This window comes from Sunxiuqinia dokdonensis, from assembly GCF_001270965.1.
In the GTDB taxonomy this organism is placed as follows: domain Bacteria; phylum Bacteroidota; class Bacteroidia; order Bacteroidales; family Prolixibacteraceae; genus Sunxiuqinia; species Sunxiuqinia dokdonensis.
Window position 1 is genome coordinate 1 of sequence record NZ_LGIA01000203.1, and the last position, 25,662, is coordinate 25,662.

The window sequence follows — 25,662 nt, forward strand, 5'->3', positions numbered from 1 at the left end:
ATTCACCAGCGACTCGTAGTATCTGTTTCTTTTCTCCAAAATTTCAGACTTCAACAGGTAAGCTTTTTGGGTCAGCTCCTTTAATCCGGTGGCCACGGATTGATCCAGGCACGCATCAACAAGCTGATTGGCAATCAGCAGATTCCCTTCATCCTTATTGATTTCGGCCAAAATCAGGTTGGCATTGATTTTACCTTCCAGCATGTTTGTTTGTTCAAACACGTCGAGCGATTGGCCTGCGTACTGACGAGCAAGTTGAGTATTCCCGGTTTTCATGTACGTTTCAGCGAGGCCCACCCAACCGATGGCCAAATAAAAATTGCTAACCTCTTGATTTTCAGCTAAGTCAAAAATCTGATTATAGTACTTCAACGCCATGTCATATTGCGCTTTATCCTTGTAGATTTCGCCAATATTGTTCAGCACAACCACTTTCCCCAAGATGTCGCCGTTCAGCTCGTAGGTTTGCAATGTTTTCCGATAATATTCCAGTGCCAAATCATAATCTTTCCACGCGTGATAATTCACAGCGATGTTGTTCATGATTCGTGAAGCAATGATGTCGTTTCCTGTTGATTCAAAATAGTGCAGCGCATCGGTCATGTATCGGAGTCCACCGGCCCGGTCACCTTGGTTGGTCAAAATTGATCCAATATTGAATTTTGCCCGTGCCTCCCAATCCGGCAAGCCTGCTTTACTTGCTTCGCGGCGGGTTTCTTCGAGCAGTTGCAAGGCCTTTTCGTAATCGCCGGTATTCATTTCGTAGGCCGAAAGTGCGCTCAATCCAATGCTAATGAACCTGGCATCGTTCAATTCGCGGGCTTGTGCGAGTCCTTTCGAAACATATTTTTCACCTTGAACAAACTCGCCCCTCGAAATCAAACCAGTGCCAATGAGCAAATTGGCATGACAAATCTGATTTGTCCTCCCGGTTTCGGCCAGCAGTGCCATCGCGCGTTCGGCATACTCAATGGTCTTCACCGGGGTCACGTACAGGTAATCTTCCGACAGGTTCAAATAAGCATCAACCAAATCATCACCTTCCAAGTTTGGTAAGAGGGCGAGTAAACTATCTATTTCAGAAGTTTTGTTTTGCCCATGAACTGACAGCATGGCCAAAAAGATGAGTAATAAAATACCTGTTACTAATCTTCTCAAGGTAAAGACTTTAAATTGACAAGTATAAAAGTAAACTTATTTATTTGTTTGCCAAACCAATTTACGAGAACATCAATTGATACGGCCGTTCAATCTCATTTTTTAGTTCATCCAGTCCAAAATTTCTACTTTTACGAATGTACTCCCGTCCATCGAAAAGAACCTGAAGCGTAGGAACAGCAAAAATCCGGTTTTGAGCAGCAAGTTCGGGTGACTGATTCAGGTTAACGTAGAACAGCTTGATCTTGGGGAAATTTTCGGTCAACATCTCACCAACTTTGGGTTTCAAAACCTTACAAACAGAACATTCGTCGGTGGAGAAATAGATCAGCAAGGCGGGCTCCGTGCCCACCACTTCATGGTATTGGTCCAAAGTGTGAATGATGGTAAACATACCTATTTAATATGCGCCAATACTTAGCAAAACCAGCGTGCAAGCTTCTTCGGCTTCAATGCCACTGGCTTTTAACCGGTCTGCAAAAGCTTTATTTTCTGTTCCCGGATTAAAAATGACCCGACGGGGTTTTATCGATTCCACGTAATCGTAAAAATCGACTTGATTTTGCGGTCCAACATATAAAGTAACCGTATCAATTCCGCCATAGTCTTTTTTCTCCGTATCAAAGATAACGTCGTCCACCTGACCGGCACGGGGAGCGATGGCAACCACCGAATGGCCATGATTACGCAAAGCTTTAATTGCCTTATTTGAATAGCGTTCCGGTTTTTCGCTGGCCCCAATGACCAATGTTTTCTTGCTCATGATTCTTTTTTCATCAGTAAATAATTTGTTTTTTAATGGTCTGATGGAACTCACATGTTGCTGAAGATTATTTTCATTCGTGTTTGTGTGTGGAGCAACATGTTCGTTTCATTAATAAAACAACGGCATGTGCCGATATGCCTTCTTCACGACCTTCAAAACCCAATTCTTCGGTAGTGGTCGCCTTAATTGAAATGGCATCGGCATCGGATTGAAGCACTTCGGCCAACTTTTCTTCCATAAACGGGATGTGGTCCTTCAGCTTTGGCTTTTGAGCGGCGATGGTTATATCGGCATTACCAAGCGTGTATCCTTTGGCTTCAATCAGCTCTTTCACTTTCGACAAAAGTATTTTACTGTCGATATTCTTAAAATCAGCCGAATGATCTGGAAAATGAAAGCCAATATCCCGAAGTTTCAGGGCTCCCAACATGGCATCGCACAGCGCATGAATAAGCACATCGCCATCGGAATGGGCTACTGTTCCTTTATCGTGCTGAATGAGAACACCGCCCAGCCAAAGGCTTTCGCCCGTTGCTAAACGGTGTACATCGTATCCGTAACCAATTCGAAATGGCATCATTACCGTTGATTGTTAAACGATTCAAAATCAAAGGAAAGTGAAAAACGCAGGGTATTTTCCAAAGGATGATTTCGCTGGGTTGGGATCAGATAGGAAAAATCCAAGGCAAACACATTCAATTTTAATCCGGCGCCTGCAGTAATGAATTTCCGATTCCCCTTATTCTCGTGCTCATAAAAATAGCCGGCACGCAGCGCAAATTGCTCATTGTACCAGTATTCCGCACCAAAGGACATGGTGATCTCCTGCAATTCTTCCTTCATTCCTCCGGGAGCATCGCCAAAGGAGCTAAACATACCGGCAATCACCGACTTATCATCACTAAATCCGCCACCAACAATATCAACGCTATCTGAATTCGGCGTGGGAACCAATAACTTATTGATATCGAAATAAAAACCGATGGTGTTATACTGATCCATCTCCGATTCGTAACCGACACCCAACTTCAGGTTGGTGGGAATAAAATCCTTGGTTTCGCCATCGGTGTAGGAGATTTTGGCTCCAATATTCTGAATATTGATTCCGGCTGAGAAGGTCGATTCTTTCCGGTTAATCCGCATCTCATTCTGATAATAAAAAGCAACATCGGCAGCAAATGACTGGCCGGCCGTTGACGGAACGCCATTAACCAGCTGTCCTCCAGTCAAATCGGAACGGATATACCGCATAGCCACCGAACCCGAAAAAGCTTCGGACAACAGGCGGGTATAGCCAAGGTCAAAAGCAAATTCGTTTGGACTTTGCTGACCTTCAAAAGTCCCAAATTCACTCATAAACGAAATATCACCCAAAGAAAAATAACGGAGCGAAGCACTCACCGTTTGGAGATCGTCCAATCGTTTGTAACCAACCAGGTAGGCGAGATTGATATCGTCAACCAGGTTGCGCAACCATGGAGTATAAGAGAGCCCAATCCCCATTTCGCTTTCAATAAAAGCATACTTGGCCGGGTTCCAGTGCTGTGAGTTCATGTCGGGCGAAGAAGCAACACCAGCATCACCCATGGCACCAGCGCGCGAATCGGGTGCAATGGTTAAAAAAGGCACCCCTGTTAAAATGGTGTTAGCTCCCGTGGTTGATGAAGTAGCTTGTGCAAATGCCTGGTTCGAGGTAAAACCAAGTGCCATTAAAACTACAAGAACTGCGAATCGTCTTTTCATTATACCTGTTTCAAGAAATTAAAATGCAAATATAGACCTATTGTTACAGAGTTCCCAAGCTGCAACGCAAAATAGAAAACGCACAAAGGACTGAAAAAGTATGTTTTCAAAGCTACTAATAGCGTGAAATAATTATTTTTCCGGTTTTATTGGCTGAATAACCGTCATCGGCCGTAATTGTTACGCGATACAAATAAGCCCCATCGCGAATTAGCATCTGGCTTTCGTTGATTTTCCAAACCAAAGGTAAACTTTTGGTTCCGTTCGAGCCCAGTCGTTGGTTCAAAACATCGACCAAAGTTCCGGAGAAATTATATATTTCCAGTTGCGTGTCGAACGAAACACCCGGCCGGTTATGGGTAAAAACGATGTTCGTGAAATCACTGGCGGGATTGGGAAAAGCTTCGACATCGACGATTTCAAGATTTGCATCCACCACAAAATGAATTTCAACTTCGGTTGAATTATTAAGTACGTCCCACACCTTCAACGTTAAAGTATGTTCGCCAACGCTCAAATTGTTAAGCGGAAAAATCACTTGTCCCTTCTTATAACTGTCCTTTTCACTCAGATAATAGTCATTCAGAATCATAATATTGGCGTAGTCGCCATCGAGCACAGCTGTAATATCGTGCCCAATGCCCACCCCAATGGTATTGATTCCATTTTCATCTTCCAGATCAGCGATTAACACGGCATTTTTCCCAACCGCATCACCCGGACGGAAGTCGCGGTCATTCAGGTAAAGATCAACCCGGGGCCCTTCAGTATCGTTGATTGAACCGTTGGAGGGACCGCCAATCTTAAAGTTTTCAAAAACACCATGTGCGTCGGTCAGACCATTGTTGGCATAGTAGCTGATTTTCCCCTGGTCAACCGCGTACGAAATATCTTTCGGCACAATAAACGAGAACTCGAACTGCCCGTCCGTAACCGTTGTCACGCCTTTGTGAATGATGTGATCCTGCATTTCGAAACCGAAAGGCGCCTGGCCGCCATTGCCCAGCGTCTGCACATCGTATTTTTTATCATATACCACTGCCACTAGCTCACCGTCGAAATTCTCCAACCGATTGCCCGCATGATCCGCTATTCTCCCCGCAATGGTCACAACGGACAAAGCACCGATTGTGTCTGTCAGTTCCGAAACGGATTTGCCGTTAACGGTCTCCGTTTCCACCGTGTATTTTGGGAAAGCCAAACTCAGCGCCGGGTCAGCCAGCAAGGTGAAATTTCGTTTATTTATACCCGTGCTAATGCCGTTTTTTGAACGCTTCAATACATCGCCCATCCGCAGTTTGTTATCGTTGGCATCCTGACTAAACACATGCTGATAAAATTCTTTATTCAGAATGAAATTTGGGTTTGAATAGACCACACGGGTGGTACTAAAAAGCCCGATTCCTCCGCCATTTGGGTTAAACAAGATGTGTTCGCCGCCCGATTTTGCATCCGCGTCAAAGCGACTGATTTCACAGGTTGCCGTGACAAAAATGGGAAGTTTATCGTAATTCGACCAGCTATCAATTTCATTGGTACCCAACACTTTTTCATGAGCCAATGCCGTTTCGTTCGCATGTCCGGTATAATTCAGGATCAGGACTCCTTCTTTTACCCGGTTATTGATTGCCGCGGTCACATCAGGATACCGTTCACCACTCGTGGTGGATTTTTCTTCGTAGGCATCGAAGTAAATTTTATCGGTATAAAACGCCGGATTTGTTTCATTGACAATCGTTGCCAACTCTTCGGCCTGGCTCATGTGGGTATTGGCATCCTCATCGTCGCCAATAAAGGCAATCACATTTCGCCATTCGCCCAACGAGTTTGCACTGGCATAATTCTTAATTTTATCGACAGCTACTTTTGCTTCAGCAGGCGTGTTGGCAGGAATACGGCCAATACCCAAATCAATCAAGCCGGAATATTCGCCCTCGCCATCATCGAGTAAAACAAAAAAATCGTCGGTCACAAACGACGAGGTCGGCAACAACGAATTGGGCGATTGATAGGTTAGAATGAAGTTGGTCGCCTGCCCGCTGATGTTTTTGTTGTCGTAGCTGCCATCGCCAAACAACAGTACGTATTTCAAGGAAGAATTGGGCTGATCGTACAACATCTTCAGGAAGTTCCGAATTCCGGCAACGTCGGGGACACCGCCGGAAAACTCATTGTAAATTTTGGCTGGCGTCACCACATAAACAGCCAGCTGATCGGTCTGCTCATGAAACTGCGCCAGGCTATTCGCTTCGTTTAAAAAATCGGGATGGGCCACAATCACCAGATCCATGCCCGAAAGCTGGTGCAGGTTTTGGTTGCTGACATCGCCGACCCATTCAGGCTCGGGTAAAGCCGCACTGGTTCGAAAGGCAGCAAACTCCCGCAATTCGTCGGTTGCGACTTTAAACCTAACCCGGTCGTTTTCTGTTGAAAATGCTATTGCTTTAGGCGAAGTAAAATCCGTGACATCCCAAATTTGCAAATCGGTTCCGGAAGTCGTCAGTTGAAACTCGGTGATATTTCCTGATCCTACAGATGCCAAATCCCGAAACAACAGCTCACCGTCCACTGCCAGCCTCCGCCTGTAATTCATGCTGATAAAGTCGAGCCAGGCATACGAGTTGCTGTTTGACGCGCCATACCTGAATGCCACCGAAACCGAGTTCCCCGGGCTGGCTATTTCGTACGACTGGCTTTCCAAGTCAGCATACAATGCAATGGCATCGCCGGTATTAACTGCGGAAAAGTTGATGGCATCCACTGCAGAGCCATTGAGTGTCACATCGAGTTTTGAAGGGCTGCCAGACCGGCCTGCGGCCTCAACCCAAAGTTGGGCGGATGCTCCGCTCGCGGCATTAATCATCGGCAGCGCGACAGACCGGCTTTGCCCGCTCGAAAACTTTTCGCCAAACCAACGGCGTCCCGAATGGATTAAATTCTCAAGCTCCAGTTCGTGGAAAATTCGCTCATCGAAGGTTGTGGTTTGGTGGGAAATTTCGCCTGTTGCTTGGGGCGAGGCTTCCAGGTTTTTCGCACTCCCCTGGTCTGACAGAAAATAATAAGCGTAATCTGAATAATCGTTCAACTCATGAAAAAACGAACCCGTTTCATCATTCGGTTTCCAGCTTACTGTCCCGGTTGAATAGAAGAAAATGCAATCGTTACCTTGGCCATCTTTTGCATGAAGAATGGCATTCTGCTCCAAATCATCAAAGTAAAAAGCATCATTCATTTTGGGCAGCATAAAACCACCATTGCCGTGCAAACAAACTGATGCCGGATTGGAAAAGCCCCAAGCTTGCAACTGCGAATAGGTAATTTTATGAACGCCTGCCTTTGACGTTCTGATTTTGCCCCACTTGCCGCCCGACAAAACGGAAGATGATTTCCAGTCATTCGTTTGAACTGAGGAAGATTTCACTGCTGTTGAAGTGATTCGGATATCGAAAGAAACCAGCTTTTTAATGTTTTGACCTTCGCGAATCAACGGAACAAATTCAACGATCGCCTGGTATTTCCCCTTCGACCGAATATATTTGGTGGTGATCGATAACTGCTCTTGAATTGACGGATAAGCTTTATTCAGACTTGTTTTCACCGGTTCAAAAACCGGATTAATAATTTCAATGCGCTTATTTGAACCCTCCAGCTCCACAATTTCGTGATAAACCGATACACCTTCTTCATTGACGAGTGCATCGGAGAACGTAGCCAGCAAGCCCGTAACATCTCGGTTCCAGCTGATGTCCCGATGTAAATCCTGCCCGCAGACAGACACGGACAAAAAGATTGATAACCAAATAAAAAGGAGCTTTTTCATCAACGTTAAACTTCCCGGTTAAAATTTAGACTTGGGACAAATGTACATTATTGTAAACAAAGGCCAAACGCGCCCGATCTCAAATTTTGGCTTGTCGAATTTAAAAATCGTAAAAATACAAAGCGCATTCAACAGTTTCTTATTAAAAACTTGTATTGCCCAAACAATAAGAATAGAACAATTTAGTTATATTTGTGCATAATAAAATCAAACTGATTATACAGATGATGAAATTTAAGGCCTTAGTATTTTTAGGTTTGGCTGTCTTAGTGGCAGGCTGCGGGTTGTTGGGGAAAGGTGGAAAAGCTAAGAAAACATCAAGTACAACCGGATGGGAATACAACAATCCAGACAACGGGGGTTTTCAAGCCGATGGTGACTACAATCAAGTGACAGGCCCCGGACTCACGTTTATTGAGGGTGGAACTTTTACGATGGGACGTGTGGAGCAAGATGTGATGTACGACTGGAACAATATGCCTCGCCGGGTAACGGTCGCTTCCTTCTACATGGATGAAACCGAGGTATCAAACCTCGATTACCGCGAATTCATATTCTGGCTGGGTCGGGTTTACCCCGAAAACCCCGAAAAAGTGCAAATGGCTCTGCCCGACACCTTGGTTTGGCGCAAAGAACTGGGCTACAATGATCCCTACATACAAAATTATTTCCGGCACCCGGCATACAGCGACTATCCGGTCGTTGGAGTCAGCTGGCTGCAAGCCGACGCTTACTGCAAATGGAGAACCGACCGGGTCAATGAAAAGATTCTGGTCGACCGAGGCATCTTACAGCACGACAACACGCAAGGCGGACAAAACGTGTACACAACCGACAGTTACCTGGCCGGACTTTATCAGGGAACAGAGGGAGAAGATCCTATGCAAGATGCAGCCGGCAACGCACGTGAGTTAAAGTGGGAAGATGGTGTGCTGCTGCCAAGCTACCGCCTTCCAACCGAAGCCGAATGGGAATATGCCGCTTACGGCCTGATCGGAAATGCCGACGGTGAATTGCTGACCGAGCGCAAACTGTACCCTTGGAATGGCAGCTATTTGCGAGACGATTCAAAAAAGAACCGGGGCGACCTGATGGCCAACTTTGTTCGTGGCCGCGGTGACATGATGGGTATGGCTGGCTCATTAAATGACAATGCCGACATCACGGCGCCAGTCAATTCATACAATCCGAATGATTACGGCCTCTACTGCATGGCAGGAAATGTAAACGAATGGGTTGCCGACGTTTATCGCCCGTTGAACCAACAAGACGTAGAAGAATTTCAGCCCTTCCGGGGCAATGTCTTCACACAATACCGCCGCGATGCTGATGGTAATCTCATACGAAACGAATATGGCGAATTGGTACAGGACACCATTGCCGACTACCGTAATTTTGAAGATGGCGACTACCGGTCTCAGATCATTGAAGGACCAGACTGGCAGGCGATGCAAGACCAGCTATCCACCGAAGACATGTATTTGAAATCGGAAGACGCGGGTCAATTTGCCTCACTGATTTCGGACAATGTGCGCGTGTACAAAGGTGGGTCGTGGAAAGACCGGGCCTATTGGTTAATTCCCGGCACCAGAAGATACCTGGAACAAGACCAGGCGACCAACGACATTGGTTTCCGCTGCGCGATGACCAGAGTAGGAAGTCCGCAAGGATTCTAAAAAATAATATTTCCCCATTATAAACCTCATCTGGCAGCTGCCGGATGAGGCTTTATTTTTCTAACTAGATGACGACAGAGCAACTGTATCAACGTTTTTCGGAGCACCCAAGCGTGTCAACCGACAGCCGGAACATTCAACCGGACAGCCTTTTCTTTGCCCTGAAAGGTCCCAACTTCGACGGCAACCAATATGCCGCAGATGCACTTGGTAAAGGAGCAGCCTGGTCGGTGGTGGATGATCCGACCCTGCCTGACAACGAAAAATTCATCGTTGTTGAAAATGTGCTCCAAGCCTTGCAGCAACTGGCCGCCTTCCACCGCAAACAGCTAGGCATTCCGGTGTTGGGCATTACCGGGTCGAATGGAAAAACCACCACCAAAGAACTGATCGTTGCCGTGCTTCAACAAAAATACCAGGTAACGTCCACGCAGGGCAACCTGAACAACCACATTGGTGTGCCGCTGACTTTGTTGAAGATGAACGCCAATACCGAGATCGCTGTTGTTGAAATGGGCGCCAACCATCCAGGCGAAATTGCTGAGCTTTGTCAAATTGCTGATCCCGACCTTGGAATCATCACCAACATTGGGAAAGCACACCTCGAAGGTTTTGGTTCATTTGAAGGCGTGATCCGAACCAAATCCGAATTGTACAATCACCTGCGGAAGAAAAAGGGGGCTTGCTTTATCAATATTGACAATGAGCTTTTAATGAAGCAGGCCGAGGGATTGGAGCAACTGACTTACGGGAGTTCAGCACAGGCACAGCTTCGTGGCGAGTTGCAGGCATCGGCCTATTATTTAACCGTCAAAGCACTTTTCCCAAAAGGATGGCTCTATCTGAAATCGAAACTGATTGGCGCCTACAATTTTGAAAACCTGTTGGCTGCCGCCCGCATCGGCTTGCATTTCGAGGTCGATCCCCTGAAGATCCAAAAAGCCATCGAGCAATACATGCCAACCAACAACCGCTCGCAACTCATCACAAAAGGAAGCAACAAAATCATCTTGGATGCCTACAATGCCAACCCAACCAGTATGCTGGCGGCATTAAAAAACCTTGAATCCATCAACCAGCCCAATAAGATGGTGATTTTGGGCGATATGCTTGAACTGGGCCCAGATTCAAGTGAGGAACACCAAAAGATTGCAGATTATTTAAACCAACAAGATTTTGAGACCATCCTGCTCGTTGGCAAAGAATTTTCAGCAGTACAAACAGGCACAAAAACAAAGAAGTTCGACAATGCCGAACTTCTTTCTGACTACCTACGTCAACAAAAACCATTGGAGAATAAATTAATCCTGATCAAGGGATCACGCGGGATCAAACTCGAACGAGTCCTCGACCAAATCTAATTGTACCCTCCGATCAAATGGAAAATTAATGAACTGGTTTTTCAACTTTTAATACTTCCGAAATCGCTTGTTCCAAAGTTGCTTTGGGTAAAGCGCCCTGGGCCATTTGTGGCTGGTTGTCTTTAGGAACAAACAACAAGGACGGAATGCTCTGAATGCCGAACATAGCCGACAGTTCGCGCTGATCTTCCGTATCCACCTTATAAATTTTGATGGCTTCTCCGTATTCCTTTTGAAGTTCTTCCAAAACAGGAGCTACCATTTTGCATGGGCCACACCAATCGGCATAAAAATCAATTAAGCAGGGTGTGTCTCCTTCATATTTCCAATCTTTATTTTGCTCAAAATTGAAAACTTTCTCTTTAAATGTCTCTTTGGTTAAATGTTCTAACATGATGATCTGTTTTTATTATACAAATATATACACTTTTAGATATTTCGATATCAAGAATTGTTCCGTTTGTTTTTATCTCCCGGAATTCCCCATAAGGTAGAGAAATAATTGTAATTTTGGCACAGTTTTAAACAATTTGTCACACTTGGCGCTTGTAATCAAGTTTAAAACCCATTATTGATTCATGAAGAAACACCTGAAACACCCTATATTTTCTATTATTTCGAAAGAAGCGGACCAACTGCAGCAACCCTGCTTTGTGATCGGCGGTTTTGTCAGAGATTTGCTTTTGAAGCGCAACTCACCTGATATTGACGTGGTGACTTTGGGCAGTGGAATTGAACTAGCCAAAAGAGTTGCGCGTCAAATTGGCCCGAAAACCCCGGTGAGTATTTTTAAAAACTTTGGTACGGCCATGCTGAAATACCAAAACCTGGAAGTTGAATTTGTGGGCGCCCGAAAAGAATCGTACCAGCACGACTCCAGAAAACCCACTGTGGAAGACGGCACGCTGGAGGATGACCAAAAACGACGTGATTTTACCATCAATGCCCTGGCCATTTGCCTCAACCACGACCAGTTTGGCGAGTTGATCGATCCTTTTGGTGGCATTGATGATTTAAAAAACAAGATCATCCGCACCCCGCTCGAACCGGGCATTACCTTTTCGGATGATCCGCTGCGCATGATGCGGGCCATTCGTTTTTCAACCCAGCTCAACTTCACCATTGAAGAAGAAACCCTAAAATCAATTGCAGCCAATAAAGACCGAATCCGGATTGTTTCGAACGAACGGATTATCGAAGAACTGAATAAGATCATTTTGGCCGACAAACCTTCCAAAGGGTTTAAACTGCTGGAAAAAACAGGTTTGCTCAAGCTGATCTTCCCGGAACTCGACCAGATGAAAGGCCGGGAGGAAGTCAACGGCATTGGGCACAAGGATAACTTTTACCACACACTGGAAGTTTTGGACCGCATTGTGCCCAACACGGATAATTTGTGGTTGCGCTGGTCGGCCCTGCTGCACGACATTGCCAAACCCCGGACCAAAAAGTTTGTACCAGGCATCGGCTGGACCTTCCATGCCCACAATTTTGTTGGCACCAAAATGATTCCCGGTATTTTCCGGAGGATGAAGCTGCCCATGAACGAAAAGATGAAGTACATCCAGAAGATGGTTTCTTTGCACATGCGCCCGATTGTGCTTTCGGAAGAAGAAGTGACCGATTCGGCCATCCGGCGCTTGCTGTTTGAAGCTGGCGATGATATTGACGATTTGATGACGCTTTGTGAAGCGGACATTACCTCGAAAAATGAAGCGAAAGTCAAACGCTACCTGAAAAATTTCCAACTGGTTCGGCAAAAACTAAAAGACCTGGAAGAACGCGACCACATTCGCAATTTTCAGCCCCCCGTTTCAGGCGAGGAAATCATGGAAGTCTTCAACCTTCCGCCCTCGCGCGAAGTGGGCGACATTAAAAACGCCATCAAGGAAGCCATTTTGGAAGGTGAAATTCACAACGACCACGACGAAGCCTTCGCATTCATGCTGAAAGTAGCGGAAAAGATGGGGCTAAAGCCGGCAGAAGAATAATTCAACGCACTCCAACATCGAACAGACTTTCAAGCCCACTTTTGCGATAACTGATTAACGGCCCGGGCTATTATCCAAGTTCTTTTCATCCTGAAATTTACCGATGCCACACTTTTCGGAATATCATGCTTTTGATGTTCCAAAAAAGCGCGTAAACGTTGACAAGAGCACTTTTTCATTGACCATATGGTCTTGTCCGGCCACCTTTTCAAAAGCCGCGCCCGGGATGGCTTTTGCTATTTGTTCGCCCACAACACGGATACTTTCAGGGCTTTTGCTCCCAACCAGGATGAATGTCGGATTTTTGATTTCCTTGAATCGGTTTAGCGGAGGAAAGTCCTTTGTCAGTTCAATATCGTAGGCCAGTGTTGGTGCCAGCGTGTGCATTTCTTTCCAACCGGGGAACAAGGGCAAGAACCACACAAAGAACTTCGGCATCCCGATACCGCTTAAAAAGGTCTTCATGGCCCGTTTATTATTTTTCTGCGACAGTTGCGCCATCACCTCCTTGCCCAATGCCTCGTAATCTGCCTTGTAACTTTCCGTATGGACATAAGGCGGATCGTAAACAATTACCCGATCCACTTTATCCTCCAGCCGCAACGCAGCTTCAAGGGCCAGGATAGCTCCTGACGAATGACCATACAAAAGCGCTTTGCCGCCACAAGCATCGATTAAAGCTTCCAGGTCGTCAACCTCCTTCGACACCGTGTATGGCGCTGTGTCCGAACTATCGCCACGGCCGCGACGGTCGTAATTATACACTGTAAAATGCTTCGAAAAAACTTTGGCAGCTTTCAAGACCGGGGGGAATTTGCGAAAGCAACTGGCCCCTGTGATATAAATTAAAGCTGGACCTGAGCCGCTTACATCGTACGCAATCCGGGTGCCATCTTTCGATGTTACATATTTCGCTTTCGTTTCCATGATATTACCGTTTGGATTCGGAGACAAATCTCGGCAATAATCTCGACGGCTTGGAAGTGTAAATGCGACAATCTTAGTGACTAAATGCGACACCCAGGGAGGTAAAAACGCTAAACCGAAAAGACTCATTGGACCCATTCATCCCGCATGGCTCTTTCCGGGTAAGCTTTTAAGCTCTTCCGAAGAGCAGGATTTATTCATTTCAGACATTTTGCTTTTAATCTCTAGCGGCTTTTTGTCTCTGTGCGTAGGGAAAGACACAAGCTTTGGCGGGTGTGGCAGGCATGAGCGGCTTGGCAATGTGTGTGGCTTTGGTGTGGGGTATTCATATTTGTCCTCCCACTCCTTTAAATTTCTCAACGAACGAAGCTATCTTTTGAAAAACGCTCTGTTTCTTTGTCAAATACTGAGGGTTTAATGGACTCATTTTCGGCAATAGAGCATTCAATTCAGTTCCGTTTTCGCTTGCGTACTCTCGTCTTAAAGAAGTCGAAATGTATCGCTTTGCTGCTTCTTCATTCAGATTTTCTTCAGTAATTAATTCTGTAGCTTCGGCCTTTTGTTTCCCTTGTGCATAAGTAAAGAAGGAGTCAATTATACTTGCTTTGTCTTGTATGGAATCAAGTTCGGTTTCATTAATAAAATCAACTACTAAACTTTCTTTAGCTCTGTTTCCTATACTCGAACGAATAACCCTTCGGATTTCTACTATTAATGAGGCTTTGTCTTTGGTCTTTTTGTTATGCTCAAAAATTAGTTCAAGGATATAATCAAGATTTATTTCTTGTGATTTAAGCAGGTCGATTTCAAAGACAACATCATCCCAATCAATGGTTGATTCCTCTGCTTCTTTTCCGCTTTTCTCTCTTCTCAACCAATCACGAATATCATTGTAAGTGGAGCGATAATCTTGAATAGTCCGTTCAGCCAGCAATTCAATCTTTCGCATGGCGGCAATGTCTTCATCAGTAACAAAGTGCGTTTCCTTGAATTCTTCAACAGATTTTGAGTCATTCAAATCTATTGATTGCAACGCTTTTAGATTGGTAAACTCATCATAATTCTGGAGTATATTCTCTACTCTTAAATACTCACCAAACAACTTTGCAAAGTCCTTTTTATCCTTTTCAGTTGCTATCTCGTCAGTGTTAGGAAACTTTTCGTTGAGTTCATTTACGACCTCAATGTAGCCTCTTCGGGCTTCTCCAGTTGCTATGTCTGTGAAACCTTCCAAATACTCTTTATAGCTTTTCTCTAGTACGACATTTTTTGTGCTACTATCTCCGTAAAGTGTAATGGCATCAACCGCGGCTTTCTCTAAATCTCTAAAGGTGATGATGTTTCCAAAAGTCTTTGTAGCATCATAAATACGGTTGGTTCGTGAGAACGCTTGCATCAAACCATGATAGCGAAGATTCTTGTCAACGAACAATGTATTGAGTGTTGGAGCATCAAAACCTGTCAAAAACATTCCAACTACAATGATTAGGTCAATATCCTTGCTTTTTACTCGTTTCGCGAGGTCGCGATAGTAGTTTTGGAATTCCTTACTTTCAACGCCATAACTGGTTTTGAACATAGCGTTGTAATCGTTGATGGCTTTGGTCAAAAACTCTTTTGCACTTTGATCCATTGCTGAAGGCTCAAAAGTCTCGTCAACAATTTCTCCAATGGCGTTTTGTTCTTCGTTTGCAGCAAAAGAAAATATTGTTGCGATTTTCAACGGCTTTTCACTGTCTTTTTGCAGACTATTTAGCTCCTCATAATAGCATTTAGCGGCATCAACACTACTCACGGCAAACATGGCATTGAATCCTGTATTGCCACCTTTGGTTCTATGTGTTTTTTGTCTGTAATTATCTAGGATGTATTGTGATATTTCCTTGATGCGAACAGGGTGGAGTAAGGCTTTTTTGTTTTCTGCCGCGCTTAGTTTTTTTTCGTCAATTTCTGTTTCAATTCCTTTAAACTGCGGACGAACATCATTATAGTCCACCTTGAATTTGAGTACTTTTTCATCTCTAATAGCATCTGTAATTACATAGGAGTGTAATTCACGTCCAAAAACACTGGCTGTGGTTTCTGCACCTAAGGCATTTTGAGGAAAAATGGGTGTTCCTGTAAATCCAAATTGAAAATACTTTTTGAACTTTTTTTTAAGATTCTTTTGAGCCTCTCCAAATTGTGAACGGTGCGCTTCATCAAAGATGAAAACGACTTGCTTTTGGTAAATAGCTAAATCACCCTCACTTTTCATGAGGTTATTTAGTTTTTGAATTGTCGTTACAATGATTTTATTGTCGTCCTTTTCAATATTTCGCTTTAAACCTGCTGTGCTATCCGAACCATTCACACTATCTGGCGAGAACCGCTGATACTCTTTCATGGTTTGAAAGTCCAAATCCTTTCTATCAACCACAAAGAATACTTTATCAATAAAATCAAGCTCGGTTGCTAGTCTTGCGGCTTTAAAACTGGTAAGGGTTTTACCCGAACCTGTGGTATGCCAGATAAATCCACCACTCTCATTGGTTGAACATTTTTTGGCTTGATACGAACTTTTTATTTTCCATAGGATTCTTTCGGTAGCTGCAATTTGATACGGTCTCATGATGAGCAGTGTATCACTTACGTCAAAGACGGAATAGTTGAGAAGGATATTAAGTAGGGTACGCTTTTCAAAAAATGTAAGCGTAAAATCCTTTAAATCTTTTATCAGAGTATTATCAGCCTTTGCCCAATTCATGGTAAAGTCAAAGCTGTTTTTATCTCGTTTTACCGTGTTGGCAAAATAACGGCTGTCAGTTCCATTGGAAATGACAAATACCTGTAAGTATTTAAAAAGTGAGTTTTCACTATTGAAGCTTTCTTTGCTGTAGCGGTGTACTTGATTAAAAGCCTCACGGATAGCAACGCCACGTTTTTTTATTTCTACTTGTACTAGCGGTAAACCATTCACTAAAATGGTTACATCATAGCGGTTGGAATGCGTTCCCTTCTGTTGGAATTGAGATATTACTTGAACTTTGTTGCGAACGATGTTTTTTTTGTCCAATAAATAGATGTTCTGAATATGCCCGTCATCAAAGACAAAATCATGAATGTAGTTATCGTGTATTTTTCTTGTTTTGTCTACAATGCTATCTCCTGGTTTATCCAAATACTCCTCTACAAATCTTGCCCACTCTCCATCCTTAAACGCCATATCATTTAGCGCTTCCAATTGCACTCGTACATTAGCCAACATGGCTTCAAGGGTATTTAGGTTTTTAGGATTTTCATATCCTTGATTGGTTAAGTCTTGGATAAACTCTCGCTCAAGTGCGGATTCTGTTTGGTAGCTTACAGGAGCTTCATGAACCTCTGAGTACTTCGTGTATTTGTCGAGTACAATAAAATTATTTGATTCCGCTATGGTTTTGTATGTTGGCATATTCCTTTCTTATACTAATTAATTGCGGATTTGAAACCGTACATTCTCTTTACTTCTCCCACTAAAAAACCCAAAACCCTTTTATCATTATCCTCTATTATTGAAACTTCTTCACCATTGTGCTTAGAATGGCTAGACAGGTTGATAATTCGGTTATAATATGCTTGCCGAGATTCTTGCGGTAACAGTTCTTCCCAGTTGTTGAAGCCTAAAAAAGTGGAAGTCTTTTCAAACAAATTCCGTAGAAAATTGAAGTGATATTTTTGAATGTCACCTGATTCTACCACTTTTTCAAGTTCAGCCAAAAGAAACAGATGATAAGAGAATGGAGAGTCTTTTGTTTGCTCGATAAGTGAGAACGTGCCGTCAATTAATTTCTCTAAACGCCAATTCCTTTTCTTCTTCATTCGATTAAATTCATTGAAAAGCACATTATAGAATAATGGATTGTGCGTGGTAATTATGAATTTCAATTCAGAAGTACTCGACTTAATTAACGAAGCAATATCTACCGCTAGTTCAATAAGGTGCGTATCATCTAATGAACTCACAGGGTCATCAATGAACACATATTGCAAGTCATTAAACTGTGCTGTCTCTCGGTCGGCTTCTTCTGCCACATTTAACACACTAATGGTTTGCTCCATTAAGCTGTAAAAAACACTCCAGATAAAACAGCTTTCCTCTCCCTTAGAAATCTTTACAAATTCAGAACTTGATTCATCACCAGTTTCAAATGAGAAACGTATTTCAGAAAAAGCTTCATCGAATTTTGGTGTTAATTTATCGTTGGTGTAGCGTTGAAAATGGGATGATATGTTGGGTTCTTGTCCTTGTTCTACAAGTATCCAGTTTGTGTAGCTGTTGAGTTGTATTTTTAACTTCCTATCGGTATCGTTGTCCAAATCGTTATCCCAATAGAATAAATCTTCCGTAAACGCATTATAATAAAGCATTTTAACGCCTGATTCCTCTTCGTTATCGGGATCTTTCGGTGCTATCAATTCTTTGAATTCACGAGATAGTCGTGTTTTTCCTGAACCATTAAAGGCATAGATTAACTGCATTTTTTTATCTGCATCTCTCAGCGTTGTTGCTATTTCTGTTAAAGACTGTCCCATATTACTCTTCTAAATTATCTTTAGGAAATGTTAGCAATTTGTCCCGATAGTAATCATACTGTTTTCTTCGGGCCGAAAGCTCAGCCGAAAGCTCAGCCGAAAGCTCAGAAAAGTAGTCAAGCATCTTAACTATCTCACGTTGCAAGGATATAGGAGGAATTGGTATGACTAGATTTCTTAAATTCCCAGCGTTCAATGCTGGTATTCCATCAAATGTGCATAGTGCATGAATATCCTCTTGCATCTCTAGCAATAAATGATAGAGGAATCGAATCTCCATCTCAAGTTCGTCCTTGATCGTAACGGAATAATTTAAATTCCCTCTAAAATATTTCCCCTCTTGCCATGTTATCGATCCTACACCAGCACCTCTCGTTGTTATACCAATGGGATCATTATCAGTATTCCACTCATTAATATAACCTAGTGGATCTCGTCCACTATTTATAACTGGATAGATACCAGGGTTAGCCGAAATTTTTTGTTTGCTTACAGATTGTCCCGTTTTTATTTCTGCAACTTCTCCTAATGGTTTAAATAATACAGTAGTGTTTTCTTTATCAAGCTTGCCACTTCCAAACTCCTTAATAATTGAGGTAATGTCTTTTCTTAAAGTCTCGATCTTGCCAACGGTTTCGTTCAGTTCTGAGTTTAAATCATCAATGTTTACACGCTCTCGTTTATCTTGTGCAGCAACATATGTACTTACTGTGAGATTATATTCTTTTTCAGCAATTTTTGTGTTGTTGATTAGTTTAGAATAAAATTCAACATCTTCTTTTTGGTTAAATAACTCTAAGATTCTATCAATGTGCATATCTGATAGCACATTATTATTGGTCTCTCTGTTATAGAAATCCTCACTGCTAGCGTCAATAAATTGAATAAATGTGTCAGTCTTATGCTTTGAAAGCACTAGGATATTAACTGAAATAGTCGTTCCGTAAAATAAATTTGGAGCTAACGAAATAACCGTTTCCACGAAGTTATTGTCGACCAAATACTTTCTAATTTTTTGTTCTGACCCACTTCTATAAAAAATACCAGGAAAGCAAACTATGGCTGCTCTACCTTTGCTTGAAAGGTAGTTTAGGCAGTGAAGTACAAATGCAAAATCTGCTTTCGATTTTGGAGCAAGCACACCAGCAGGAGCAAACCGGTCATCATTAATTAAAGTTGGGTCATCACTTCCAATCCATTTTACAGAGTATGGTGGATTTGATACGATGGCATCAAATGGTTTTTCATCACGCAAATGTGGTTCTCGAAGTGTGTCGCCTAATACAATATGAAACTTGTCGTAATTGATGTTGTGCAAGAACATGTTCATACGAGCCAAGTTGTATGTGGTGTGGTTTACTTCCTGCCCGAAGAATCCTTCCTCAATGATGTGGTTGTCAAAGTGCTTTTTGGCTTGTAAAAGCAAAGAGCCAGAACCTGCTGCTGGGTCATAAATCTTGTTTACAGTTTTCTGTCCATGCATGGCTAATTGGGCAATGAGTTTTGAAACGTGCACAGGAGTGAAGAATTCACCACCCGATTTCCCTGCATTGGAAGCATATTTACCAATTAGAAATTCATAGGCATCCCCAAAAAGTTCTATTTGATTGTCTTGAAAGTTTCCAAAGTTCAGCTCAGCCACACCTTTAATTACGGCTGCCAAACGGCTGTTTTTGTTTTCTACGGTATTCCCAAGTCTTGAACTGGTCGTATTAAAATCAGCAAACAATCCTTTTATGTCTTGTTCAGATGGATAGCCATTTGCCGAACTTTCAATAGCGTTAAAAATGGCTTTTAAGTCCGTGTTGAGATTAGAATTGGTATTGGCGGTTTTGGCAACATTGACAAAAAGCTGGCTAGGGTAGATGAAGTAACCTTTGGTTTTAACTGCATCATCTTTTATTTCTGGGGTAATTACATCATCCGACAAGCTTGGATAGTTTACATTTTCATCTCCGCCTTCAATGTAATTGGTGAAATTCTCACTGATAAAACGGTAGAAGAGAGTCCCTAATACAAACTGTTTAAAATCCCATCCATCTACAGAGCCACGTACTTCGTTGGCAATTTTCCATATTTTATTTTGCAGTTCTTGCCTTTGTGCTATGCTCGTCATTCTTTGTCCTTTATTAAATCTTGTGGTTTAACTCCTAGTATTTCAGCAATCTCGAAGAGTACTTCAAGTCTTGGCTGTTGTCTGTTTTGAACATATCCATTAACCATGTTGTAACTTTTTCCGAGTTTTTCCGCCAGCCAAGTTTGCTTAATTCCTTTCTCTTCAAGTACTTCCTTTATTCGGTTCATGTCCGCATAAAATTATGTCGCTAAAATAGCCCAAATTTTCCGTTTATCTCATTTTTCAATATACATTTCGTTCGTTTCCTTGTTGGTCTGTCCGAGCGTGGGCAAAAAAATAGGCTCTTTTGGTTTTTTGCGTTTGGCTTGAGGGTCGGCAAAAACCAAATGTGCCTATTTGCGGGTCGGCTTTTTCAGCATGTTGTACAAATTGTACTTCAAATATAGTTGTTAGCTTTCTTTTCCCTAGGTTTTTACCCTCCCCTGCCCTCCCTGATTTTTCAGGGAGGGTGGCTCGGCTTGCCATGACAGGGTGGGTCAAATGCTAGGCACTTTGACCTGCGGGTTGTTCGTGGCGGGTGCCGTAATCAACAATGATGCGGGCATTTTTGTACCCTTCATAAAAATCCGGATCCGTGCTTTCAAGGCTCACCGCCAGCTTGTCGATCTGTTTTTTCAAGAGTTGATCGGCCTTAACGAACAACCCTTTGAGTTTTTTGTTGGCAGCTTTCCGCTCGGCCACCGAAACGCGGTTGGCCGGAAGACACGCCCGGTAGCGTTGTGTTTGCTCTTCCAGGGCCACCACATCGGCTTCCGTAATGTTGGCCGAGGCCAATGCTTCGAGGTGTTCGCGCGCCAGGCTGGCCATTTCGTCGGCCGTATTGGCTTGTTCCAGGTCGCGTTGTTTTTCAAGGTGCGAAACCGGAAAATCAGTCTTCATCAGCAGGTCATTGTTTCCGGTACGCGCTGCCATGGCCGCCAGGCTAAACGCAATCCGGTTGGCCATGCCAATCACTTTTTTCTGTTCCACATCTTTCTGATCGGTCTTCCCCCTGATGTCGCCACTGGCATGCCGATTGGTCTGGTCAATCTCATCAACCAGCGCTTCCATGGCTCCAACATCGGCCACCAGGTCGGCCACTTGCGACCATCGATCACTCACCGACTTCAAATAATCCAACACAGCCTTATACATCATCAACTTGTTCCAAAAACTCTTAATCATGGTTTTTAATTTTAATGGTTTATAATTGAATGAACTGTTTTCACGCTCAAAAAAAGTCCGCTAAACACACCAGCACCCCTAAAACCCGACATGCTTCCCCGCCTGTCATCTTCGCCTGTCGAGACCTAAGACACCCGCTTCCGAATTGCGAATTTGCCCTTTGGAATTTGAAATTTCATCTTCGGAATTGGCTTCTTCATCTTCGGAATTTGACATTTCATCTTCGGAATTTGTCCTTTCATCTTCGGAATTTGTCCTTTCAGGTTTGGAATTTAAAATTAGGAATTTGGAATTTGCCACTTGTTCCTTGGATTTTGGAATTTGAAATTTGGAATTTCTCCTTTGTTCCTTGGAATTTAAAATTTGTCTTTTGGAATTTCCTTTTTCCTCTTTGGATTTTGGAATTTGTCTTTTGGAATTTGTCCTTTCAGGTTTGGAATTTGGAATTTGAAATTTGGAATTTCCAGCTTGTCATTTGTTCTTTGGAAATTGAAATTTGGAACTAACGAGCAGGGGTTCAGGTATGTTCAAAGAACGTTGATTTTTGTTCTTACAATTTATGAAAACCTGAAATAATGGAAAAGCTGATAGTTCAAAAATCGCCAATTGGTTGATTTTTGGCGGTAAGCAGCCTGTTTTCGCCGGTAAATGAAGTGGTTTCGATCGGTAAATGGAGACTGAAGTAGCGAAAACGGTACAAAAATCACAGGATGATAATCGACTCAACGCTCCAGCTTCAGCAAAACCGGCAGGTGGTCGCTAAAACCGCCATGGTATTTAAATCCCACGTAAGTCCGCTTTAGCTTTTGCCCTTTGAATTTGGCATCGGGCTCCAATAAAAAAGGCAGGCTGACCGGTGCAGCATTCTCGGGGCGGGTGTGCCACCCCTCGCCTTTCAGCAAGTGGTCTGAGACAATGATTTGATCAAAGACCGTCCACGTTTGTCGATACTTAATGGTTCCCTGCTGCCACTCCGCCGACAGGTTAACCAACTCGCCATCCACATTCGCATCGTCGGCAGCAACAGCCTCCAGGCCTTCGGTCAGGCTTCGGTTTTGTGGCTGGTCATTCAAATCGCCCATGATTACAATCTTTGCGCTGGGATAATCCGCACGAACTTCACTGATTGCTTTTTTCAGGGCGCGGGCCGCTTGCATTCTTTTCGGCTCCGACTCCGTTTGCCCGCCATAGCGCGAAGGCCAGTGATTGAAAAATACATGCAGCGTATCTTCTCCGGGCAACAAAAAGGTCGCATGAAGAATTTCGCGCGTCGATTCTACTTCCGACCGTTCATTTAAAACCGGAATATACTGGTACGACAGCGGAACGAGCCGATCCGTCCGGTACAAAAGGGCCACATCAATGCCCCGTTCATCGGGCGAATCTTTGTGAACAATCGCATATGCCTGGCCTTTTAAGGGAGTGGCATCCAGCAATTTTTCGAGGACAAAGCGGTTCTCCACTTCGCATAAGCCAATAATTTCAGGAGGCTCAAAACCGGCGCTGCTTAAAATCACCTTACTCAGTTGCTTCAACTTCTGGTAAAACCGGAAATCGTTCCATCGCCGGTCGCCATCGGGCAAAAACTCTTCATCCAGGCTTGCGGGATCATCTTGCGTGTCGAACAGGTTTTCGACATTATAAAAAAGGATGTGGATTGGCTGGTGTTTTTCGGACTGCCCCAAAAGACTGCTTTGTGTGAAAACCAGAATCAGAAAAAAGCTGGAAAATTTTCTCGAAAGGAACATTTATTTCGACGCTTTTTCAATCCGCTCATAAGCGCCCAAATCAGGCCCGGCATCACCCATTCGGCTTTTATTGAGCAGGTCGAATGGAAACTGCTGGCCAATCATTTTCAGGCCGGCATCTTTCGCAGGACTTAAAGTATCCAGTTCAAAATTCATCTTCTCGTATGGATCTTTAAATTTTGGATCTGCGCCCCGAATAATTCCGGTGAAATAATCAGGATCAGAGATATCGAAAGTATCGGATAGTTGCATCAAACAGTTCGTAAAGCTGTAATTAAATACGGCTTCGTCGGAAATGCCCAGTTCCAGTTCATTCTTGGTTCGGATATTTCCGGCAATGATGCTGTTTGAAAAATTGGCGTTCTCCATATCGCCCACATAGCTTACGCTTCCTCCCGAAGCCTGATCGATAATCAGCAGGTTGGAAAGCACCAGTGAGGCCGTTGACCTTGAACTGCTTGAAAAACCACCCCAGTAATTGGCAATGGTGGTGTGATAAAAATCGTAGTCGCCGCCAACCAAAAGCGCCGCAGCATAAAATCCACAGTTCGCCACCAAACAGTTATAAGCTTTTATTTTTGATTTCAGGGAGAAAATACCGGCATAGGCATGGTTGTATATCTTGGTGTTGGATAATTCGACCGAGGCATAACCTTCGTCTTCGATGTTACCCACCTGCAAGCCAATGTTGGCATTTTTAATTTCGGTATAGTTGAAAATATTGTCGTGGCTGCCCGAAAACAACAGCAAGCCATTCCACTGGTCCGGAACATCTTTGTAAACATCTTCGAGCCGGTCTCCCTGAAAAACGATGGGCTGCCCAAACTCTCCCATGGCCTTAATCCGGCCGCGAACATACAGTCCGGCCTTGCTGTGAAAGTAAATCCTGGCTCCCGCATCAATCGTAAGCACTTCTCCGCTATCTACATAGGCGTAGTTGTAAACCAGGTAAGGTTTGTCAGCCGTCCAGGTTGTTGTTTTCAACCGGGCATCTTTAATCAGGTGAAAATCTTGTCCCCAGGCTACCAGGTCCACATCCTGAAACGACGCATTGGTCGAAAACTCAATCGAATCCTGAACCACCATGGGCAGGTTATTCCCCGTAGGGTCTACGGTAACTTCAACAAAAATGTAGATGCTGTCTTTTGGCGGAATTTCCAAATCGAAAACTTCATTGGCTGCTATGCCATTTACATTCAGCCGAAAATTTGAAACATCGCCTTTAGCCAGCCGAACAGACGAGATCAGCAATTTCTGATCGTAAGGATTGTAAACTTTCAGGTGTTGCGTGGTTGAACCAAAGGCGGTAAAAATCGTGTCAAACATCACCGTATCGGCCGAAAAGCTAAGTTGCACTTCGTTGGAAGAAACATACTTCTCATCTTCGCATGAAACAATCAAAACGACGAGAAGAAGGGCAATCATTATGTGCACTGCTTTTTTCACAAATGGTTTTAGGTTTAACGCCACAAAGCATCGATATCGTATTTCAAAAGTACAAAATGATTTTTACAAATTTTAACGTTTTTAACAATCCGGCAGCTCATTTCTTCTCCGAGATGAAAAAAAGCCCCAACAACATGATTAAGCCATTCAGAATCAGCAACTCAAAACCGAATTCATAACCGTTAAATAATTGTTTCGAAAACGCAGAAGTAATAAATGTAAGCAAGGGGGCTCCCAAAGCAAGGAATGGAACCAGCCGGTCTTGCACTTTTCTTCGGAATAAAATGGCAAAAACAAAGAGCCCCAAAATGGGTCCGTAGGTATAACCTGCGGCCTTAAACAGCGCAATGACCACATTCTCATCGTTAATCATATGAAAAACAACAATAACGACAGCCAACAGTGCCGCGAAGCCCAAATGGATCCATTTCCGATATTTCATCTTCGTCGAATTCTTCAGATCATCCAAACGAAGAAAATCGATGGAGAATGCAGTGGTCATGGAGGTTAACGCCGAATCGGCACTGGAGAACGAAGCAGCCGTAATGCCAAGCAAAAAGGCAATGGCCACCGCACCGCCTAAATGGTTGAGCGCCAACAGCGGATACAATTCATCGCCGGCGTTCGCCACCTCAATCCCGGCATGTTGGGCGTACTGGTACAACATGCCGCCCAAACTCATAAACAGGATCACCACAAACACAAAAAGCACACTAAACACCAGCATGTTCTTTTGGGCCTCCCGCTTCGACTTGCAGGTCAGGTTCTTCTGCATCAGGTCCTGATCCATTCCGTTAATCGCCACGGTCATGAAAATACCCGCAATAAATTGTTTCCAAAAGAAATGGGGCGATCGCCAATCCCAGAAAAAAACTTGCGACAAATCGCTCTTGTAAACCCGTTGAAAAACACCGGACGCATCGGCGGTCACATACAGTTTGCTGATGGTATAAACGGTTAACAGCACCGCCAGCACGAGGAAGGTCGTTTGCAAGGTATCCGTCCAAACAATCGTTTTAATGCCTGCCCGGTAAGTGTACACCCAAATAAGAAAAACGGTGATACACACATTGGCCCAAAAGGGAATGCCAAAGGCACTAAAAAACGCATACTGCAACACAACGGCCACCAAGTACAACCGAAAAGCGGCTCCAATCAATTTCGAAATCAG

At 43.6% G+C, this 25,662-nt stretch carries 19 protein-coding genes; 3 read left to right on the forward strand and 16 right to left on the reverse strand.

Translation table 11 applies throughout. From position 1 onward, the window contains the following. From NC99_RS18960 to porU, 6 genes are all read right to left on the reverse strand, one after another. Positions 1-1,158 (reverse strand): tetratricopeptide repeat protein (locus tag NC99_RS18960; RefSeq protein ID WP_157625075.1); only part of this gene is annotated, 1,158 nt, incomplete at its 3' end. Between the two features lie 61 nt (positions 1,159-1,219). Beyond that, positions 1,220-1,552: a thioredoxin family protein gene (locus NC99_RS18965; protein WP_053187635.1), complete on the reverse strand. Its 333-nt coding sequence runs from the start codon at positions 1,550-1,552 to the stop codon at positions 1,220-1,222. Between the two features lie 6 nt (positions 1,553-1,558). Next, positions 1,559-1,921 carry a CoA-binding protein gene (locus tag NC99_RS18970; protein ID WP_053187638.1) on the reverse strand — a complete coding sequence of 121 codons (363 nt, stop codon included), beginning with the start codon at positions 1,919-1,921 and terminating at the stop codon, positions 1,559-1,561. 73 nt (positions 1,922-1,994) lie between these two features. Then, positions 1,995-2,504 (reverse strand): 2-C-methyl-D-erythritol 2,4-cyclodiphosphate synthase, encoded by a 510-nt coding sequence (gene ispF / locus NC99_RS18975; protein WP_316930813.1) that lies wholly within the window; start codon positions 2,502-2,504, stop codon positions 1,995-1,997. Beyond that, entirely contained in the window at positions 2,504-3,667 is a 1,164-nt protein-coding gene (gene porV, locus NC99_RS18980; RefSeq protein WP_053187641.1) for a type IX secretion system outer membrane channel protein PorV, read from the reverse strand. Before porV ends, ispF begins: the two co-directional genes overlap by 1 nt. A 115-nt stretch (positions 3,668-3,782) precedes the next feature. Next, positions 3,783-7,487 (reverse strand): type IX secretion system sortase PorU, encoded by a 3,705-nt coding sequence (gene porU, locus NC99_RS18985; protein WP_053187644.1) that lies wholly within the window; start codon positions 7,485-7,487, stop codon positions 3,783-3,785. 224 nt (positions 7,488-7,711) lie between these two features. Here porU and NC99_RS18990 point away from each other — a divergent pair, with 224 nt between their 5' ends. Beyond that, complete coding sequence (locus NC99_RS18990) at positions 7,712-9,163, forward strand: SUMF1/EgtB/PvdO family nonheme iron enzyme (protein WP_316930814.1); 1,452 nt, start codon at positions 7,712-7,714, stop codon at positions 9,161-9,163. Positions 9,164-9,231: 68 nt separating this feature from the next. After that, positions 9,232-10,524 (forward strand): UDP-N-acetylmuramoyl-tripeptide--D-alanyl-D-alanine ligase, encoded by a 1,293-nt coding sequence (locus NC99_RS18995; protein WP_053187647.1) that lies wholly within the window; start codon positions 9,232-9,234, stop codon positions 10,522-10,524. Between the two features lie 25 nt (positions 10,525-10,549). Here NC99_RS18995 and trxA read toward each other — a convergent pair whose 3' ends face one another. Beyond that, complete coding sequence (gene trxA, locus NC99_RS19000; protein WP_053187650.1) at positions 10,550-10,918, reverse strand: thioredoxin; 369 nt, start codon at positions 10,916-10,918, stop codon at positions 10,550-10,552. Positions 10,919-11,102: 184 nt separating this feature from the next. Between trxA and NC99_RS19005 the strand changes: the two genes are divergently transcribed. Beyond that, positions 11,103-12,515, forward strand: coding sequence for a CCA tRNA nucleotidyltransferase (locus NC99_RS19005; protein WP_053187654.1), 1,413 nt, complete (start codon positions 11,103-11,105; stop codon positions 12,513-12,515). Positions 12,516-12,638: 123 nt separating this feature from the next. Here NC99_RS19005 and NC99_RS19010 read toward each other — a convergent pair whose 3' ends face one another. The 9 genes from NC99_RS19010 to NC99_RS19060 form a co-directional block, all read right to left on the reverse strand. Then, positions 12,639-13,442: an alpha/beta fold hydrolase gene (locus NC99_RS19010; protein ID WP_053187657.1), complete on the reverse strand. Its 804-nt coding sequence runs from the start codon at positions 13,440-13,442 to the stop codon at positions 12,639-12,641. Positions 13,443-13,767: 325 nt separating this feature from the next. After that, on the reverse strand, positions 13,768-16,875 hold the full coding sequence (locus NC99_RS19015) for a type I restriction endonuclease subunit R (RefSeq protein ID WP_053187660.1): 3,108 nt from the start codon (positions 16,873-16,875) through the stop codon (positions 13,768-13,770). Positions 16,876-16,889: 14 nt separating this feature from the next. Beyond that, entirely contained in the window at positions 16,890-17,996 is a 1,107-nt protein-coding gene (locus NC99_RS19020) for an AAA family ATPase (RefSeq protein ID WP_053187663.1), read from the reverse strand. A gap of 1 nt (position 17,997) precedes the next feature. After that, positions 17,998-20,112 (reverse strand): type I restriction-modification system subunit M, encoded by a 2,115-nt coding sequence (locus tag NC99_RS19025; protein WP_082326583.1) that lies wholly within the window; start codon positions 20,110-20,112, stop codon positions 17,998-18,000. Beyond that, entirely contained in the window at positions 20,109-20,300 is a 192-nt protein-coding gene (locus NC99_RS19030) for a helix-turn-helix domain-containing protein (RefSeq protein ID WP_053187666.1), read from the reverse strand. Before NC99_RS19030 ends, NC99_RS19025 begins: the two co-directional genes overlap by 4 nt. Positions 20,301-20,616: 316 nt before the next feature. Further along, positions 20,617-21,297, reverse strand: coding sequence for a hypothetical protein (locus NC99_RS19040; RefSeq protein WP_053187671.1), 681 nt, complete (start codon positions 21,295-21,297; stop codon positions 20,617-20,619). A 722-nt stretch (positions 21,298-22,019) separates the two neighbouring features. Then, positions 22,020-23,045 carry an endonuclease/exonuclease/phosphatase family protein gene (locus tag NC99_RS19050; protein ID WP_053187678.1) on the reverse strand — a complete coding sequence of 342 codons (1,026 nt, stop codon included), beginning with the start codon at positions 23,043-23,045 and terminating at the stop codon, positions 22,020-22,022. After that, entirely contained in the window at positions 23,046-24,491 is a 1,446-nt protein-coding gene (locus NC99_RS19055) for a right-handed parallel beta-helix repeat-containing protein (RefSeq protein ID WP_157625077.1), read from the reverse strand. Between the two features lie 97 nt (positions 24,492-24,588). Next, positions 24,589-25,662: sodium:solute symporter family transporter (locus tag NC99_RS19060; RefSeq protein ID WP_053187684.1), on the reverse strand; the 1,074-nt coding region annotated here is incomplete at its 5' end.